We start from the raw sequence: 17,281 nt of genomic DNA, 5'->3' as shown, positions 1-17,281 counted from the left end.
GATTTTATTCTGACGACCTCTTTTTTGCTTACAGTGAATAGTCTTAATCTATGTTCTTCGTCATCAAGGTGGAAACGTCTTTAAATCCAAGCTTTTCATAAAGGTGTTTCGCATGGTTTCCAGCGTAAACATTTAATTGCACTTTTTTTAAGCCCTCAGCCCGCAATTGTATGAAAGCGGCCCTACATAATTTTTCAGCAGCACCTTGTTTGCGATGGTGGGGGAGTACATACATTTCATTGATAAATCCGATCTGTTCATCCGTATTTTGATCGATGATTCGACCTAATCCAACCCAACCTTGAATGACATTATTCTTGATCCGAACAAGGTAATATCCACCACCATTTAAAAAAGGAGTCATCATTTCAATCGCTTTTTCACGACTTGGTTTAACGTAACCCATAGTAGCTTCTTTTAATACCTCCAAATGATAATTTAAGATACTTTGAGTCTCCTCATTAGTTGCTTTTCTAATAGTCATTTACCTTTGCATCTCCTTTGAAAACCTAGAAAAATTCATTACCATTCATCTAGTCAAATGCCTAATGTATATTATGAAAATAGGTAAATTTTGTTTCTGTTTATGTGGGTGCAGATATAGAGCGTTTCCAGAAAGTATGAATTATTTTCGGCGAAATGGTGGTTTTGATAGAGATAATGGGTCTCAGAAAGCATACTAATATGTAAACTTAATGATATATTAGGTTGACATAAATATATGAACCAATTATTCTTAATTTATACAATATTTTAGGGGGATGGTTATGAAACTTAGAACAACTGATCTAACGGCAGCGGCAATGTTTGTTGCACTAATGGCTGTTGGAGCTAACATTACATCGATTGCTCCCTTCTTGGTCGTGGGGGGAGTACCCATCACGTTGCAGACATTTTTTGCTATTTTAGCAGGAGTGGTACTTGGAAGTCGATTGGGAGCCATTGCAATGATGGTTTATGCATTTGTTGGATTGGTAGGCGTTCCGGTATTTGCAAAATTTGGAGCAGGTTTTGGGCAAATCATTAGCCCTACATTTGGTTTTATTGTTTCGTTTATTTTCACAGCATTTGCAACCGGATACATAGTGGAAAAGATGAAGAAAACAGCTGGGGTATATGTTTTCGCAGCACTTGTAGGGATGGCAATCAACTATGTTTTCGGTACGAACTGGATGTACGCTGCTTATAAAGTATGGGCTTCAGCACCTGATGGATTTACCTATAAGATGGCTTGGTTATGGATGGTAGTTCCACTTCCAAAAGATATTATTCTAGCCATATTAGCAGGTCTAATGGGACATCGCTTAGAACGTACCTTATCGAGAAGCCAATTTAGTAATTATAGAAAAGTGAGTTAAGGGGAAATGGGGAGATTGTATGAGTAAGTGGAAGGAATTAGCTTTAGAGGTATTAAATGGTCATGAAATATCAAAAGAGGAAGCATTAAGTATATTAAATTCTACCGATACGGAATTATTAGAGGTATTGCATGGAGCTTACTTAATTCGCCATCATTATTATGGTAATAAGGTAAAGCTTAATATGTTAATAAATACAAAATCAGGTCTTTGTCCTGAAAATTGTGGCTATTGTTCGCAATCTAGTATTTCTAATGCTCCGATTCAAAAATATCGAATGGTGGATAAAGATACCATCCTTAAAGGAGCAGAACAAGCTTATCAGCTTCATGCTGGTACATATTGCATAGTAGCGAGCGGTCGCGGTCCTAGTAATAATGAAGTGGACCAAGTTGTTTCAGCAGTAAAGGAAATAAAAGACAAATATCAATTGAAGATTTGTGCCTGCCTTGGAATTTTAAAACCTGAACAAGCAGCCAAGCTGAAAGAAGCTGGTGTCGATCGCTACAATCATAACCTTAACACCTCAGAAAACCACCATGAATCAATCACTACATCACACTCTTATGATGATCGAGTTAATACGGTCCAGTTAGTTAAAGAAGCAGGAATTTCTCCTTGTTCAGGGGTAATCGTCGGTATGAAGGAAACGAAAGAAGACGTAGTGAATGTGGCAATGAGTCTAAAAGTATTAGATGCAGATTCCATTCCTGTTAATTTTCTACATGCGATTGATGGTACTCCTCTTGAAGGCACTAAGGAGTTGAATCCTAGATACTGCTTAAAGGTTTTAGCTCTTATGCGGTATGTGAATCCAACGAAAGAAATTAGAATTTCAGGAGGACGAGAAGTTAATTTAGGAAGTTTACAACCACTTGGATTATATGCAGCGAATTCTATTTTTGTAGGAGATTACTTAACAACTTCAGGTCAAGAAACAACCGCAGATCACCAAATGCTTAAAGAATTAGGATTTGAAGTAGATTTTGTAAAAGAAACAGTTCAATAATAAGTTAATTGTCCATTAGGATACAAGAATACCTGGGCGTCATCTTTTAGATGATGTCCTTTTTCGCATTAAAAATAAATTTAGTATAAAATACCTTTTAAAAGGTTTAGATACATCTCTGTTGAAATATATTTAGTTAGATCACATTAATAGAAGTCTTGAAGGGAGAAACAGTAATGTCAGAAAAAAATATTTTAGGAGAAGCTTATAAGAAAACCACTTATAAAGTGCCTGGTCATGGTCCAAAGAATATTCAAGTCCTGAAAGAGGTATTAATGGATATCGATGGAGAGATGGAAAGTGAGATGTACGGTAAGGGTAAAGTAATCGACGACTTCCAAGAGAAAATGGCAAAGTACCTTGGTAAGGAGTCTGCTGTATTTTTCCCGAGCGGGACGATGGCACAGCAAATTGCCTTACGAATTTGGTGCGACCAAAAAGGGATCAACAAAGTGGCGTACCACCCATTAAGCCATTTAGAAATTCATGAAGAAGATGGACTAAAGAAATTACACCATATTGAGACTGTTTTATTAGCGGATAAAGACAGGATCATTCAGCTAGAAGATGTAGTTGGCTTAAAAGATGGAATAGCCTGTTTATTGCTCGAATTACCCCAACGGGAAATTGGCGGACAGCTTCCAGACTACAAAACACTTGAGGATATTTCTACTTATTGTAAGGAAAAGGGGATCAAATTACATTTAGACGGGGCAAGACTGTTTGAAATTCTACCCTATTATCAGAAGTCTGCTGCAGAAGTTTGTGCCCTTTTTGATAGTGTCTATGTTTCTTTTTACAAAGGAATTGGCGGGATTGCAGGAGCGATTCTTGCAGGAAACCAAGCTTTCACAGAAGAATCAAAAATATGGAAAAGGCGCCATGGAGGCGATTTAATCAGCCTTTATCCATACATAGTAAGTGCCGATTATTATTTTGATCGACGAGTTGGGAATATGAAACAGTACTATGAGGAAGCAAAAGAATTTGCCCGCTACTTTAACGAATGTCATGGTGTTTCGACCTTGCCATTGGAACCAGTCTCAAATATGTTTCATGTCCATTTTGAAGCACCAAAAGAGGAGATGGAGTTAATATTAGCATCGATTTATGAAGAAACTGGCATTGGCTTAACCAGTTATGTCCGCGAAGTTAGTAAGACAACTAGTAACTACGAAGTAAGCATTGGGGATTTGTATGCTCAGCTACCTAAAGTGGATTTAAAAAAGGTCCTTCAACTGCTAGATGAAAAAATGAAGACCATTAAAGTTTAGGTTGTGGCTTTTTCAAACAATATTTCACACATTTCATAACGGATCGATAACTTTAATCATCCATACACAAAGAAAATCCCCATCAGAAATGGGGATTTTTTTATGCTTCTTAGATGACATAAGGTCCGAAGAATATCGTTAATAGTATGATGTGAATACCAACAAAATAGGTAATTCTTACTGTACCAGCCCAATCATTTGTTTTTTTTGTATGAATCGTTAACCAAAAAGCAATGATTGCGAATAAAATCATGTAAAAATACGAGCTGCCTGTAAAGGTTAAGTAATTCGGTGCATTTGCATAAATGTTATCCACAAAAAACCGATCTTTCCAAATGATCGCTGCAATCGCGTAAAGTCCAATTCCTGTATAAAAGTACCAAATTGGATCACGATCAGCAATTCTATTTCTGAACATATACATAAACACAATGAAAAGAATAGGCCAAATAAACCAAATAACAGAAAAGGCTATGCCAAAAAATGATGAGGTTATCATCCCAATCGTCTTACCTAGTGACTGTAGCCAATCGTTTTGAGAAAACTCAAGTAATGGACTGATTGTCGCCTTATCAGCGGATGAGATTTTAATTTTATGGCTATCACCATCCAAATCCACCCATGCAATGGTTTCTTCATTCATCCATTGCGGGTTAGTTGAAATTTCCGCTGTGTTGCTGCGTCGCTCTGTTTTAGTCGAGCCGCTTCCGCTTATTTCAGCAGTATAGATATTAAAGGTTGTACTGTCATTGAACTGGGTTTCTGTTCGCCCATTTGCGTGAAATAAAATCGTTGGTTTACCATTGCTAAATTTTAGAACGACATCAGAAACTTCGCTCAAGCTGTTATTTCCAGCTGGATCATCAAAAGTTAACTCGTAAAGAGGATCCGTGTTTGGACTTGTAACACTCGTGAGCATAAAATAGTTAAAAAACTCTGGATTTCCTTGAGTGGATTCAAGCTCTTCCTGAAGTAACAATGCTAATTTGTCATCATCCAATGCAAAGGAGATATCATTGACAACTTTTCCTGGATCAACCTTTATTTTCGATTGATATACGGTATTCATTTTTCCATTCGTAAAATGTTGCAGTGTAATATTGACTCCATTTGGGTCGGATGTATAAGCTAAAATATTGACTCCAGCTTCGTTCTCTTGGAGAACTATATCCAGCTTTTTTAAATCAATATCCATCACTTTTTCAGATTTCTTACTTTCCGGTGAAAGTTGAAAAAGTACGTTTTCTTTTATATAAAGAATAGTTGTCTCTAAAGGATAGAACTTTTCAACATCAGAGATGATCATATTCTTATCTTGGTCATAAATATTTTTAAAATCAAAATAGATAATTCGATCTTCTTGCTGATAAACTTGTGTCCATTTATCAACGGGTATGTCGTATGTTTTCTGATCCTTTACAGTGAAATCCTTGCCCAGTGTAGTAGTAGCTAATTTTCCACCTTCAAATCTTGTAAAAACAAATTCTCCATTTTCTGTTATTTTTACAGGAGGTAGTTTATTCAAATCTGTCTCTCCTACAGTTAGGGCCCTACTCCAATCTTGTGCAGGTGGTTCAGTCACATCAGAAAAGTTTTGATAGAATAATAGAAGTAATCCAAAAACCATAATAACTCCAGGTATAATCCAATAAAGCTGTGTTATGAATCTTTTTTTCATTTTATACCCCCATGATACTAGTTCTCTATTTATTTTGACTAAACAATATTAACATAATTCTGACAGATTATGCTATTTCAAATACACCTCCTTTGTAAAAAATTGTTATTTCAACCTATTCCTATATAATCTTTGATAAACCTCTACCCATTTTCATGTTAATATAACTAGGAGAAAAAAGATTTTTAGGAGATTCATATGGAAGAAAAGAAAAAGCTACAAGAGGTAGATTTATATAAACCGATTCAGCGGTATTTTTCGCGGGAAGGCTATAAGGTCTATGGTGAAGTGAAGGACTGTGATATGGTCGCAGTCAAAGAGGATGAACTGGTCATTATTGAATTAAAGCTCACCTTAAGTGTAGATCTTCTTATTCAAGCTGCCAAACGACAAAAGTTAACTGATCAAGTATACATTGCAATCCCAAAACCAAAAGTTCGGATGAAGTCTAAGCAATGGGCAGATAAATGTCATCTAATTAAAAGGTTAGAACTGGGACTAATTGTAGTATCTTTTCCAGGAAGCCGCTCGAATGCAGATATACTTATCCATCCTACTCCATTTAATCATAAAAAAGCTACCGGTCGAAACAAGATGAAGAGAGAAGCGATCTTAAAGGAAATTAGCGGACGCAGTGCCGATTTCAATGTGGGGGGAAGTAATCGGACCAAAATCATGACTGCCTACAAAGAAAATTGCATTCAAATTGCTTGTTTTCTAGAAAAAATGGGACCATTATCCCCGAGGGCTTTAAAAGATATGGGGGCGGGTGATAAAATACCCTCTATCTTAACGAAAAACTATTATGGATGGTTTGAAAGGATTAAGAGGGGAACCTACATCATTACTGAAAAGGGCAAATTTGAGATGCAGGAGTATCAGGATTTAGTAAAATATTATTTAGAAAAACTAGAAATAAGGGACGGTGGAGATACCAAATGAAAAGTATTACAGTTGTTTCCCTTTTAGATGTAATAAGTGAATTATTTTCAGAGGAAATTTCCATTGCAGTCTCGGATACGAGTGAGTATATCTATTATCGCCCTAGTAAAAGGGTAGATTTGAAGATCCAGCGAGGAGACGTTTTAAAGGAGGGGACCATTGCTCATAAAGCGATATCTTCCCGGCAGAAGGTATCAGAATTTATTGACCGTGATGTCTTTGGCGTGCCTTATCATGGGATGGCTGTGCCCTTCTTTCATGATGGGAACTTGGAAGGGTGCGTCACAGCGATTTTTCCTGCATTAACGAGCGGTAAATTGGTCGTAACCATTAAAACCGAGGATGGCTGGATTCCCATGCCTTTTTCCGAAGTTATTTACTTAGAGGCGAAGGAGAAAAAGACGTATGTAAACGGAAAGCAACATTCCGGTACCCATAAAAACACATTGCAGGAATTTGAGTTTCTGCTGCCAAAGGATCATTTTATCCGCTGTCACCGCTCGTTTATTGTCAATGTCAATCATATTAAAGAGATATTCCCTGACACTCATTCCACTTTTATCCTTTCAATGGATAACGGAGACAGAGTTCCAGTCAGTCAATCTTACTCCAGCTATTTTCGCAGGCTGCTTGGGTTTTAATTATGCTGCTTTAGAAATGGAATATGCTGTTTTGTCTGAAAATTCCGTAGTTAATCCCACATTTCCTAATTGATAAGACCTATCAGTTAAAATAATGACAAAGGGGAGTGGGATGGATGATTGAAAGTAATTTAAACCGGATTAGAGACCCTCGGCTTTGGGACCGAGTGGTGACACCAGAAGAAGCGGCAGAGTGGATTGAAGATGGAATGACATTGGGGTTAAGCGGATTTACACGTGCGGGTGATGTGAAAGCGGTTCCGTTTGCATTGGTAAACCGAGCAAAGTCCGAGAAGTTTAAAGTTAACGTTTATACTGGGGCTTCTTTAGGCTCAGATGTAGATAAATTATTTGCGGAAGCAGGTATTTTGGGGAAAAGACTTCCTTTTCAAGCCGATCCGACAATGAGAAAAAAGATTAATAGCGGTGAGCTGTTATTTGTTGACCAGCATTTGTCACACACAGCTGAATTAGTGCGCGCAAATGTGATTGCCCCAATTGATTTCGCGATTTTGGAAGCGGTGTCAATCACAGAAGATGGAATGGTTATTCCAACTACCTCCGTTGGAAATTCATTATCGTTCGCGTTAAATGCAAAGTCGATTATTATTGAAATCAACTTAGCTCAAAATGAAAAACTCGAAGGACTCCATGATTTATATGAACCAGGAAAACAAGGGGATAGGGAACCAATACCATTAACTAAAACAAATGACCGCATAGGAACACACGGGATCCCTATCGATATCGAGAAAGTAAAAGGCATCGTTTTTACCAGCCAGCTTGATTCTCCGTCAACGATCGTCCCGCCTGATGAGGAAACAGAAATTATGGCCCAGCATTTGATTCAGTTTTTACAGAAGGAAATTGCTGCTGGTAGACTTACTGAACGTTTGGCACCGCTGCAGTCAGGGATTGGATCCGTCGCTAACGCAGTTCTTCATGGAATGATTGATTCCGAGTTTCAAGATTTAGAGGTCTATTCGGAAGTATTACAGGATGCAGTGTTTGACCTCATTGATGCAGGCAAAGTACGAACTGCCTCCTGCTGCTCGATTACCCTTTCAGATGGAAAAATGAAAGAGGTATTTGATCATTATGAGAAGTATCGTGAAAAAATAATTATGAGACCACAGGAAATTTCGAACCATCCAGAAATTATCCGTCGTCTCGGCTTGATCTCTATTAACACTGCTTTAGAAATAGACATCTATGGAAATGTTAATTCTACCCATGTGTTAGGTACAAAAATGATGAACGGTATTGGTGGATCTGGTGACTTTGCCCGCCATGCCCGTTTGGCCATTTTTGTAACAAAGTCGATTGCAAAAGGCGGAAACATATCAAGTATCGTTCCATTTGTTTCACATGTAGATCATACTGAACATGATGTGGATGTCATCGTTACTGAGCAGGGCTATGCAGATTTACGTGGACTAGCACCAAGAGAACGGGTGGAATTAATCATCGAGAATTGTACCCATCCAATGTATCGAGAGCAGCTTCGCGAATATTACCAAGAAGCCTTAACGAGAGGCGGTCAAACCCCGCACGTATTAGAAAAAGCCTTTTCGTGGCATACCAATTTTGCACAGCAGGGGACCATGTTAAAAAAGGTACATGAAACGGTTTACAAAAAAGTTTTTGTATAATAATTTGCTTTAATAGAAAATGTCTGTTATAGTTAGGAAGAATTATTTTTGTTTGTCAGTTGGATTAAAAAGTTTTCAAACTTTACGTCTAAAGAACTGAGCAAGGATAGTAACACAATGTGTGCACAGCACACGAGGAGGAAACAACAAATGGAACAAGGTAAAGTAAAATGGTTTAATGCAGAAAAAGGTTTCGGATTCATCGAAAGAGAAGCAGGAGACGATGTATTCGTACACTTCTCAGCTATCCAAAGCGAAGGTTTCAAAACTTTAGACGAAGGTCAAGCAGTTACTTTTGAAGTAGAACAAGGTCAACGCGGACCACAAGCTACTAACGTTCGTAAAGCTTAATTTGAACCGACATATATAAAAGACTCTCTTTTGAGAGTCTTTTTTCGTTGTCTAAAAATCTTTTGGAGCGAATCGTGTTCATGAAGATGAAAAAGTAGGGGAAGCGGTAACGATTAGGAGTTAATCGTGCCCGTGGACAAGGAAAAGTAGGTTTGGCGGTAACGATTAGGAGCTAATCGTGCCCGTGAACGAGGGAATGTAGGGGCAATGTAACGATTAGGAGTTAATCATGCCCATGTTCTCGAAGAAACAAGGCAATCGGTCACGAAAAAAACCCTGCTCAGGTATTGAGCAGGGCGGGTAACCGAAAAACGTAAAACGTAAAGCAAATGGTAGACACAGTATAGCACATATTCATCGCAATCCCTAATCTTTTTTTAATAAATGAAAAAATTACCCAAATGAGAATTGTAATAAAGTATAACTTAGCGTAGCCCTGCGGCTTTTTTGAACCTGTGCTTGATGTTTAGTGTCTGCTTTCCCATCCACATGACGTGTACTAGTTCATCTTTCATGTCTTTGAACATTCACCTTGTTAAGATTCTCCTTTCGCAAAAAACAAATACAAACTTTAGTATTCTTCAAGAGAACCGTAATATAATCTTTTTTTACAATAAGTAATATTCCCAAAGGATTTTTCAAGGAAAAATAGCACATTTAAAAGGTTTAGAGGTTTTTTTGTTGAAATAAGTATAGTAAGTTTTTCCATTGGTGAGGTGGGATAAAATTGAATGATATCCAATATGCTTTTATAAATGAATTTGGCCATTACGGATTCGATTTTGATCAACCTGAGACTTCGACCCACTTTATAATCGTTTCTATTTTAGTAAAAGGTTCTGATAAAGGATTTCTCGAGCAGGAAGTTGAAAGAATTAAACGAAAACACCTTCAAAAAAGGGAAATTGATGATAGTCTTCGATTGGAAATCTTACATGATTTAAAGGACTTACCCTTTAAGGTGTATGCGTATGTCATCGATAAGCGGAAAATTAGAGAAGACAGCGGCGTTACATATGAAAAGACGTTTATTAAATTTTTTAATCGAAAGATCTTTGATGATTTATTTCGTACCTTTGACACTCTTGATCTTGTTGCTGATGACCAGGGGTCAAAGGAGTTTATGCAGGAATTTATCGCTTACGTAAAACGGAAGTGCATCCCAGACTTGTTTAATTATTCAACCTTTGGTTTTAACGATAACGAATCCGAAATTCTTCTAGAATTGGCAGAGTTAATAGCTGAGACAATTGCAAAAGGTTATGACGTAAAACATTATTCTAAACAGTATCCATCGTTTTATAAACTTTTGAAAAACAAAATCATCACCATTAATCTTTGGCCACATGATTATAAGCACTACTTGTACGACTACCACTATGAAAAAACGGACTCGGAAACTGATCAGATTATCATTAAACAAGCTGTTAATCTGGCGTATCAATACATTGAGAAACATCGGAATAGTGAAGAAGAGGATGATAGAGTCCGGATTGATTTACTGAAGTTTCTATTATTCAATTTGAAGGAAAATCCAGATGATTATGTGTACACCGAAGAAATTCTTGATAACCTTAATGCCATCAGAATCAATAAAATCAAGCAGCATTATTTTCGTTCAAACATTGTTTCGAAGCTGCGTGACCATGGATTGTTAATTGCCTCCAGTAACAAAGGCTACAAATTACCGGTTTGTTTAAATGATTTGTATGACTTTGTTAATCTATCAAGTTTAACAATCCACCCGATGATTCAAAGAGTCTCTAAGTGCAGGGACCAAATCCTCCTGGCAACAAACAAGGAAATAGACATTCTTGAAAAAGCAGAATATGAATACTTAAAAAGGATGATTGAAATGGAAAAAATAGCATCAATGAGTGGGGAATAAGGGGGAGACTGAATTTTTTCATTCTAAGTAGATGAAGAAATATCGATAGAATTATTGCAGCAGCAGCATAAGGACGAAATAATACGATTTAATAGATTAAAACCATGGCTATATGACCATTATGAAGACATGTGACGTTATAGCATGTTAGCAAAGGATTGGAACGATAAATAGTCATTACAACTCGTTCACTTGGACGAGTTTATTTATTTTTGGAAAGAAGCATTCTGATTACCTCTAGGGTACGAGAATAGTTTCAAAGGGAATCAGAATAAGCATCTGATTCCCATAAGAACAAAAAATAGCTCTAGAGGGAATCAGATTCACCATAGGACAATCCTTTTAGAGCAAAATAGCTTAGCGAAAATCTGCCACGTTAACAGCAGGTAATTTCCGGTTAAATAACTTCGTATTTGTTCCAATATAGACTCCGGTTAAAACAAACGCGGCTCCAATTCCGTGAGCCCAGGTGAAGGTTTCTCCTAAATAGATAGTAGCCATCAACACAGCAGATACCGGCATAACATTAATAAAAATCGAGGCTTTAGCTGCACCCACCTCTTTGATCCCGTAATAATACATAATAAAGGAAACGACGGTTACAAAAATACTCATATGTGCAATCGCCACCCAGGTTGAGAAGTCTGCCTGCATAATATCCTGCCAAGACGTTTCAACAAAAGCAAACGGTGCTAAAAATACCGTACCAAAAGCAACCGCGTATGTAGTGGATTCCACGGCACTATATTTTTTCAAAACCACCTTGCCAACCACACTGTACAATGCCCAACTAATCACGGCACCAAGTAAAACGAAATCAATTGTCTGAAAACCAAGTTGGAACAATGTAAGGATATGACCATCTGTGATAATAAATGCAGCTCCCGATAGCGCAATTACCATCCCAATAATATGGTTCTTCGTAATTTTTTCTTTTAAAAATACTCCGGATAAAAGGACGATTAATACCGGGTTTGAGGCAATAAATAGTGAACTCTTAATAACTGGTGCCTGTTTGGTGGCAATAAAAAAACAGATATTATACAGTGCAATACCTGTTAAGCCGAGTACCGCAAATAATCCATAATCTTTGAGTGTTGGTTTCTTTCGGTTTTTTTCCATGACCCACATAAGAGGGAACAAAAGGACAGCAGCCCCTAAAAAACGTAAAAATGCTACCGTTGCCGGTTCAAAGCTTTGAACAGCAATTTTACCAGCAAGAAAGGCACTTCCCCATGTAGCCGTTGCGATAAATAGCATTCCATATATCATCCATTTTTTTTTCATGGCAATCTCCTAATCCATAAAATGTAATAACTTGTATTTTACCATCTTTTTCGAATTTCGAAATAAAAAATTTCTTAAAAAAATAGAGTTTTAAATAAAACCCTAATTTTTTTAAAGCCTCAATCAATAAATTGCGCCAATTCCTTATTGAATTTTTCCCGTTCTTCCCAAAACAAGCCGTGACCGCTATTTGTAAAGGGGACAAGCTTGGAATTTTTTATTCCTTTTCGTTGTGCTTCTGCTAAGGGAAAGTGGCAAACCTTGTCATGAATTCCATGCATGATAAGGGTGGGAGCTTCTATTTTTCCTATGTCCTGAAATAATCTTTCTTCGTTTAACCATGTGTTGGCAACGGTTGCAGTGGACCAACTGGCTGCCTGAAGACCTAATTGAAAGAACCAATCTGAGAATGGCTTCGTTACATGCTGATAGAAAAAAATGTCCCCAAATCCCTGCAGCATGTTGGGCCGGTCATTATAGGTTCCTTGAATGATTTTTTCAACCTCTTCCTTAGCTAGCCCATAGGGAAAATAAGGCCGTTGAATGACACTTGGCGCTGCAGCCGCTAGTAGGGCAAGCTTTGAAACGCCATACCCATGGTAACGTGCCATGTAACGAATGGCAATCGCTCCACCTGTTGAGTGACCAGCTAGCGTAATATTTTGTAAATTTAATGTATCTATCACACCTCGCACATCATCCGCTAACCGATCATAGTCATATCCTTTCCAAGGCTTGCTTGATTGACCGAAACCTCGTTGATCAATTCCGATACATCGAAATCCTAGTTGTGGAAGGTGATTAAATTGATATTCAAACAACTTATGATTTCCAGGCCAACCGTGTAAAAAGAGGATCGTTTTCGAGCCTCTCCAATTAATATCCTCTACATAAATGTCAACGTCTGGTTCTACTTTCACATAATACCCCATGAAGATTTCCCCCTTAAAAAAGAGTTCTTTCGCTAACTATATTCCCTTGAACTTCCTTTTATTTGTAGTAAGTTCCTATTCATACATAAAATCCCTAGAGATGGAAAACGATATAAAAACTGGGAGGGATTTAGAATGAGGGAAAAAATCTCCAAGTTGTGGAAAAAAAGACTCAATACAGAACCAGAATTTAATGAACAATCCAATACAGAGGTTATTGAATTAAAAAAACAAGACATAAGCACTAGTTATGATCAAAATTTAGCGACTTTTAAAACTCTATTTACTGTTCCAGATAATATAGATGTAAAAGTACGTGAGTTCACCATCACTTCCCTTAAACGCAAGGGTGTTATCATTTTTTTGAGTACAATGGCAGATATTCAAGCCATTATGGATAGCATAGTAGAACCACTAATTGATAACGAGCATCCATCAAAAAAAATTCCAGATATCGTTTCCTACCCAATTGCAAGTACAGCTTCAAATATTGGCGAGATTACGGAATACATTACTGCTGGGATTACAGCTTTGTTTGTGGAAGGTGATGATCAATGTTATTTATTTGAAACGACCAAAATTAGTGGCCGTTCAATTGAAAAGTCCGATAATGAAGTGATTGTTAAAGGAGCAAAAGAAGCCTTTAACGAAAGGGTAATTGACAATATTTCCTTAATCCGCAAAAAAATTAAAAATGAAAATCTTCTAGTTGAAACTAAGCCGATTTCAAAACGGTCTAGGAACAATGTATTTATTGTCTATCAAAAAGATCTTGTAAATGAGGAACTGCTTCAAACCATAAAAGATAAGCTAGAGTCATTTGAAATCGATAGTATTCTTGATTTAAGTATATTAGAGCAAATTCTAGAAGAAAGACCGAGATCCATATTTCCAACACTTTTATATACGGAACGTCCCGACCGCGCAGCCGCTTTTATCGAAGAAGGGCATATTATTTTATTAATGGAAAATTCACCTGGCTGTTTGATCCTGCCTGCTACCTTTTGGGCGTTGTTTCATTCACCGGAAGATCATTACTTGCGAACACCCTATGGTAATTTCATTCGAATACTGAGAATCTTAGCTCTCTTTGTTGCCGTTTTTACCTCTCCAATTTACATTGCAATTACAAACTTTCATGTCGGCATGATTCCTCCAGATTTGTTAATGGCTATAGCCGGGACAAGGGAGAGAGTACCTTTTCCATCAATTGTCGAAGTCCTCATGATGGAAATTGCCTTTGAGCTTATTCGTGAAGCTGGATTACGCGTGCCATCCCCCATAGGTCCAACGATTGGGATTGTCGGAGCGTTAATCTTAGGCCAAGCAGCTGTTCAAGCAAACATTATTAGTCCGATTGTTATCATTGTTATAGCTTTAAGCGGGTTAAGCTCTTTTATAATCAGTGATTTAAGCATGAATTTCGCCATTCGCATTACTCGTTTTTTATTTATTTTTTCTGCAGGCTTTATGGGGATATATGGAGTTACAGCTTTATTAATAGCTGGACTGTATTATTTAGTTTCATTGAAATCATTTGGTACTCCTTATTTTGCACCTATGACACCACATTCTTTCTCGTCAAAGGACTTACTAATTCGACATGTTCCAATGAAAGAAAAGTTCCGTCCAGGATATTTAAAGCCTAAGGATATGGTTAAACAAAGAAAGGGATAATTATATATGAATCAGCAACCTGGAAAACTTGGAATTCGTGAATTTGTTTCCATCGCTATTTTAATGGTTGGGGCTAAAGCGACTGAAGATACGCCAGCGGTCCTGTTTAGACAGGTCCAAAATGCAGCATGGATGATACCGCTTCTATCCGCTGGAATCTTTTTTATCCCTCTTTTTTTATTAATAAAGACGATGTCTTTGTATCAAGATAAAGATTTGTTTTCGGTTATTAAAAAATTATTTGGAAAGTATCTTGGTTTTATAGTTTGTCTCTTTATATTTATCATCAGCTCGTTCGCTGTTTCGTATGATACAAGAACATATACAAATATCATTCGATCGTTTTATTTTACGACCACACCAAATTTGATCATCTATGTGATATTAATGGTTATTTGTGCATATGGCGCTAAAAAGGGGCTTCAGCATGTAGGATCCGTTTCATATCTGATTATTTTCTATGCTCTACTCTCTTTGTATATTGCTTTAGGGATCAGTACTCAACAAAGCAATATACAATCTATGTTTCCCATTTGGGGACCAGGACAACTTGAAATAATAAAGTTAAGCTCACAGAATATAACTATTTTTGCTGATTTTTTTATACTGACGATGGTCATTCCTTATGTCACTTCAAACAAAGTTTTCAAAAAAGGGACTTGGATTGCCTTTGTATATGTCAGCATCCAAATTAGTGTGGCTACCCTCATATTTATTTGTATGTTTGATGCCTCCCTTGCCGGATATGCTTATCCATTCCATATAGCAATCCGCTTTATTTCACTTGGAGACTATATACCGAATGTGGAAATCATATTTTTCATCATTTGGATCATGACAGCCTTTATTCGTTTTACGGCATTTTTGTATATAAATGCCCTTATGTTCGGTCAACTGTTTAAAATTAAAGACTTTGAATACTTAATCCCATCGCTTACAACGATTTATTTATTGATTGGGATCATTCCGGAATCACCCATTGATATCACATTAGTACTAAAACCACTTATACAAAATTTGGCGGGTCCTATGTTCGCCGTCATTTCCATCACCTTATGGTTGGTCGCGCAGTTAAAAGGAGAATTTAAACATGCAAAAAACAAAAACAGTATGTAGTTTAATGTTGTTTTTCGTCATGGTTATCTTATTAACAGGCTGTTGGGATCGAGGAGAACTTGAAGATAAATCCTATGTGATTGGGCTGGGGCTAGATCGATCAAAACAGGAAGGGAAAATTAAGGTAACCATGTTACTTGCCAATCCCGAAGTGGGAAGTATGCAAGGCGGTGGCGGTTCAACAGAAAAGCCTCGAGAAATCATTTCGTTTGACGCTAATGATTTCATTGCAGCGAAAGCAACTGCAAATTCAGTTATCTCCCGCAGTATCAGTTATGATTTGTTAAGAATTTTTGTTGTGTCCGAGGAATTTGCTAGAGACCCAATGTTTCCATCGACATTTTTCGAAGTTTTAAAAGATAAAGAAATTCGCTTAAATAGTTATCTAGCTGTTTCTAAAGAAAAGGCAGCACAATATTTTTTGAAAAATAAACCAAGAATGGAAACAAGGCCACATAAATACTTTCAATTTATGGTCAATCACGGGATTGAAAATGGACTGATTCCCGATTCAACTCTGTTCCGTTATTTTCAATCAGCCGAAAGAGGGACAGACCTTTTTTTAGCAATGTACACAACGGCAATTAGAGAAAAGAATCCTAAAATTAAAAGAGAAGATGAATACATGGCAGGGGAATTGAATGCAACTGGTGAACTAGATGATACCCAATTTATTGGGTCAGCTGTATTCAAGAATGGAGTTATGATTGATAAACTAACTGGTCAAGAAACACGTACTATTAATATTCTAGATGATACTACGAATATTAAAGATATATTGGTAAATATACCTGACCCTTTTTCAAGCTCTCAGAAACAATTTGCAGCGAGAATCCTGAAAACACAAAGCAATAAAGTAAAAATGAATTTGAAGGGGATCAGACCAAAGATTTATATCACCATCCCATTACAGTTTGAGATTATGTCGAATCCCTCAAGGGTCAATTATCGAAAAGAAAAAAACCGCCAAATATTAAGAAAACATATTGCTGATCATATTGAACAAATGAATGAAGACTTACTCAAAAAAACACAAACAAAATTAAAAGGTGTACCATATCCATTACCTTTATTTGCTAAGAAATATTTTGGAACCATACAGGAATATAAAAAATTTAATTGGGGAAAATCCTACCTTCGTGCAGATATTCATGTTAAAGCAGAGATTGATATTGTTAATTATGGGAAACAAACAAGTAGACCAAAAAAGGTGGGCGAGTAGTTTGCAAGTATTCATTATCCTGGCTCTGATCTCGATTACAGTTTATACCCTTGGCTTCGGTATCACCTTATGGAAGGAGAAGCAGAAAATAAGTGCACTGGCAGTTTTCTTTCTTACACTAACGGTTATCGTTCTTCCATTTTTTTCGATTTTATAAAAATCAGTCTTGTTTAATTGAAGGAACACTAGTGTCAAATCACCTTGCAATTAAGTATTTAATGAGCTATATTTGGAAAATATATAGGCGAGGTGAT

General features: G+C 36.9%; 16 protein-coding genes. 12 read left to right on the top strand and 4 right to left on the bottom strand.

The features are described from left to right. Positions 1 to 43: 43 nt before the first annotated feature. The gene (locus TR08_RS15610) at positions 44 to 484 is read right to left on the bottom strand and encodes a GNAT family N-acetyltransferase (protein WP_045519617.1); all 441 of its coding nucleotides are present in this window, start codon (positions 482 to 484) and stop codon (positions 44 to 46) included. Positions 485 to 761: 277 nt separating this feature from the next. On the opposite strand from TR08_RS15610, the gene TR08_RS15605 reads away from it, so the two are divergent. The 3 genes from TR08_RS15605 to TR08_RS15595 all read left to right on the top strand — a co-directional run bounded on the left by TR08_RS15605 (position 762) and on the right by TR08_RS15595 (position 3,641). Next, positions 762 to 1,358, top strand: a complete 597-nt coding sequence (locus TR08_RS15605; RefSeq protein WP_045519615.1) for a biotin transporter BioY — start codon at positions 762 to 764, stop codon at positions 1,356 to 1,358. Between the two features lie 19 nt (positions 1,359 to 1,377). Then, positions 1,378 to 2,367 (top strand): biotin synthase BioB, encoded by a 990-nt coding sequence (gene bioB, locus TR08_RS15600; protein ID WP_045519613.1) that lies wholly within the window; start codon positions 1,378 to 1,380, stop codon positions 2,365 to 2,367. Between the two features lie 176 nt (positions 2,368 to 2,543). After that, the gene (locus tag TR08_RS15595) at positions 2,544 to 3,641 is read left to right on the top strand and encodes a threonine aldolase family protein (protein ID WP_045519611.1); all 1,098 of its coding nucleotides are present in this window, start codon (positions 2,544 to 2,546) and stop codon (positions 3,639 to 3,641) included. 109 nt (positions 3,642 to 3,750) lie between these two features. Here the strand turns inward: TR08_RS15595 and TR08_RS15590 are convergent, their stop codons facing one another. Continuing rightward, the gene (locus TR08_RS15590; protein WP_045519609.1) at positions 3,751 to 5,319 is read right to left on the bottom strand and encodes a hypothetical protein; all 1,569 of its coding nucleotides are present in this window, start codon (positions 5,317 to 5,319) and stop codon (positions 3,751 to 3,753) included. A gap of 198 nt (positions 5,320 to 5,517) precedes the next feature. Between TR08_RS15590 and TR08_RS15585 the strand changes: the two genes are divergently transcribed. The 5 genes from TR08_RS15585 to TR08_RS15565 all read left to right on the top strand — a co-directional run bounded on the left by TR08_RS15585 (position 5,518) and on the right by TR08_RS15565 (position 10,793). Then, entirely contained in the window at positions 5,518 to 6,261 is a 744-nt protein-coding gene (locus tag TR08_RS15585) for a DUF2161 domain-containing phosphodiesterase (protein WP_045519607.1), read from the top strand. Next, positions 6,258 to 6,902: a LytTR family DNA-binding domain-containing protein gene (locus TR08_RS15580; protein ID WP_045519604.1), complete on the top strand. Its 645-nt coding sequence runs from the start codon at positions 6,258 to 6,260 to the stop codon at positions 6,900 to 6,902. Before TR08_RS15585 ends, TR08_RS15580 begins: the two co-directional genes overlap by 4 nt. A gap of 119 nt (positions 6,903 to 7,021) precedes the next feature. Beyond that, a complete protein-coding gene (locus TR08_RS15575) occupies positions 7,022 to 8,554 on the top strand; it encodes an acetyl-CoA hydrolase/transferase family protein (protein ID WP_045519688.1) in 1,533 nt (510 codons plus the stop codon). 150 nt (positions 8,555 to 8,704) lie between these two features. After that, on the top strand, positions 8,705 to 8,905 hold the full coding sequence (locus TR08_RS15570) for a cold-shock protein (RefSeq protein WP_026568674.1): 201 nt from the start codon (positions 8,705 to 8,707) through the stop codon (positions 8,903 to 8,905). Positions 8,906 to 9,632: 727 nt separating this feature from the next. Then, positions 9,633 to 10,793: a DUF3800 domain-containing protein gene (locus tag TR08_RS15565; protein ID WP_045519602.1), complete on the top strand. Its 1,161-nt coding sequence runs from the start codon at positions 9,633 to 9,635 to the stop codon at positions 10,791 to 10,793. A 357-nt stretch (positions 10,794 to 11,150) separates the two neighbouring features. Here TR08_RS15565 and TR08_RS15560 read toward each other — a convergent pair whose 3' ends face one another. Both TR08_RS15560 and TR08_RS15555 read right to left on the bottom strand, forming a co-directional pair. Further along, positions 11,151 to 12,080, bottom strand: a complete 930-nt coding sequence (locus TR08_RS15560; RefSeq protein WP_045519600.1) for a DMT family transporter — start codon at positions 12,078 to 12,080, stop codon at positions 11,151 to 11,153. A 119-nt stretch (positions 12,081 to 12,199) separates the two neighbouring features. Further along, positions 12,200 to 13,012 carry an alpha/beta fold hydrolase gene (locus TR08_RS15555; protein ID WP_045519598.1) on the bottom strand — a complete coding sequence of 271 codons (813 nt, stop codon included), beginning with the start codon at positions 13,010 to 13,012 and terminating at the stop codon, positions 12,200 to 12,202. Positions 13,013 to 13,147: 135 nt separating this feature from the next. Here TR08_RS15555 and TR08_RS15550 point away from each other — a divergent pair, with 135 nt between their 5' ends. From TR08_RS15550 to TR08_RS32590, 4 genes are read left to right on the top strand one after another with little or no spacing between them, the layout of a single operon-like run. Then, positions 13,148 to 14,689: a spore germination protein gene (locus TR08_RS15550; protein WP_045519597.1), complete on the top strand. Its 1,542-nt coding sequence runs from the start codon at positions 13,148 to 13,150 to the stop codon at positions 14,687 to 14,689. A gap of 6 nt (positions 14,690 to 14,695) precedes the next feature. Beyond that, entirely contained in the window at positions 14,696 to 15,805 is a 1,110-nt protein-coding gene (locus TR08_RS15545) for a GerAB/ArcD/ProY family transporter (RefSeq protein WP_045519595.1), read from the top strand. Further along, positions 15,780 to 17,027, top strand: coding sequence for a Ger(x)C family spore germination protein (locus tag TR08_RS15540; RefSeq protein WP_045519593.1), 1,248 nt, complete (start codon positions 15,780 to 15,782; stop codon positions 17,025 to 17,027). The genes TR08_RS15545 and TR08_RS15540 overlap by 26 nt, the downstream gene beginning before the upstream one ends. A gap of 1 nt (position 17,028) precedes the next feature. Beyond that, complete coding sequence (locus TR08_RS32590) at positions 17,029 to 17,184, top strand: hypothetical protein (RefSeq protein ID WP_193747759.1); 156 nt, start codon at positions 17,029 to 17,031, stop codon at positions 17,182 to 17,184. Positions 17,185 to 17,281: the final 97 nt, after the last annotated feature.

Source organism: Neobacillus niacini, from assembly GCF_000759675.1.
GTDB lineage: Bacteria > Bacillota > Bacilli > Bacillales > Cytobacillaceae > Neobacillus > Neobacillus niacini_A.
This window is presented reverse-complemented; position numbering and strand designations above follow the sequence as displayed.

What these genes read in the sequence shown, in the direction of transcription:
- bioB (WP_045519613.1), top strand. Translation starts at nt 1,378, where the DNA reads ATGAGTAAGTGGAAGGAATTAGCTTTAGAGGTATTAAATGGTCATGAA.
- TR08_RS15580 (WP_045519604.1), top strand. Translation starts at nt 6,258, where the DNA reads ATGAAAAGTATTACAGTTGTTTCCCTTTTAGATGTAATAAGTGAATTA.
- TR08_RS15595 (WP_045519611.1), top strand. Translation starts at nt 2,544, where the DNA reads ATGTCAGAAAAAAATATTTTAGGAGAAGCTTATAAGAAAACCACTTAT.
- TR08_RS15610 (WP_045519617.1), bottom strand. Translation starts at nt 484, where the DNA reads ATGACTATTAGAAAAGCAACTAATGAGGAGACTCAAAGTATCTTAAAT.
- TR08_RS15590 (WP_045519609.1), bottom strand. Translation starts at nt 5,319, where the DNA reads ATGAAAAAAAGATTCATAACACAGCTTTATTGGATTATACCTGGAGTT.
- TR08_RS15560 (WP_045519600.1), bottom strand. Translation starts at nt 12,080, where the DNA reads ATGAAAAAAAAATGGATGATATATGGAATGCTATTTATCGCAACGGCT.
- TR08_RS15550 (WP_045519597.1), top strand. Translation starts at nt 13,148, where the DNA reads ATGAGGGAAAAAATCTCCAAGTTGTGGAAAAAAAGACTCAATACAGAA.
- TR08_RS15605 (WP_045519615.1), top strand. Translation starts at nt 762, where the DNA reads ATGGTTATGAAACTTAGAACAACTGATCTAACGGCAGCGGCAATGTTT.
- TR08_RS15585 (WP_045519607.1), top strand. Translation starts at nt 5,518, where the DNA reads ATGGAAGAAAAGAAAAAGCTACAAGAGGTAGATTTATATAAACCGATT.
- TR08_RS15555 (WP_045519598.1), bottom strand. Translation starts at nt 13,012, where the DNA reads ATGGGGTATTATGTGAAAGTAGAACCAGACGTTGACATTTATGTAGAG.
- TR08_RS15540 (WP_045519593.1), top strand. Translation starts at nt 15,780, where the DNA reads ATGCAAAAAACAAAAACAGTATGTAGTTTAATGTTGTTTTTCGTCATG.
- TR08_RS15545 (WP_045519595.1), top strand. Translation starts at nt 14,696, where the DNA reads ATGAATCAGCAACCTGGAAAACTTGGAATTCGTGAATTTGTTTCCATC.
- TR08_RS15570 (WP_026568674.1), top strand. Translation starts at nt 8,705, where the DNA reads ATGGAACAAGGTAAAGTAAAATGGTTTAATGCAGAAAAAGGTTTCGGA.